Source organism: Lacinutrix sp. MEBiC02404 (genome assembly GCF_053601575.1).
This window is the reverse complement of the sequence record NZ_JBSHNV010000021.1, coordinates 1-213: the sequence shown is the minus strand read 5'-3', so window position 1 is coordinate 213 and position 213 is coordinate 1. Positions and strand designations below refer to the sequence as shown.

General features: G+C 43.7%; 1 protein-coding gene. It reads right to left on the bottom strand.

Annotated features, from left to right (window positions below; translation table 11 throughout):
* A partial coding sequence (locus ACVCXO_RS00090; RefSeq protein WP_452227569.1) for a hypothetical protein occupies positions 1-213 on the bottom strand: 213 nt, incomplete at both ends.

The window sequence follows — 213 nt, the reverse complement described above, 5'->3', positions numbered from 1 at the left end:
CCTGTTGGCTCTCCTGCGTCTAATACGCCATCGCCATCTAAATCAGCAAATACAGTTACTGGTGTAGTGAACCCGGTTTCTGTTCCGTTTTGTATTCCATCACCATCTTCATCGTTATATACGGTTCCAGTTACCGTTCCTGCTGTAGTATAACCATCTATTCCTGCATCTACACTACCATTTGTTGGTACCGTTACTGATGTTGGTTCTGTT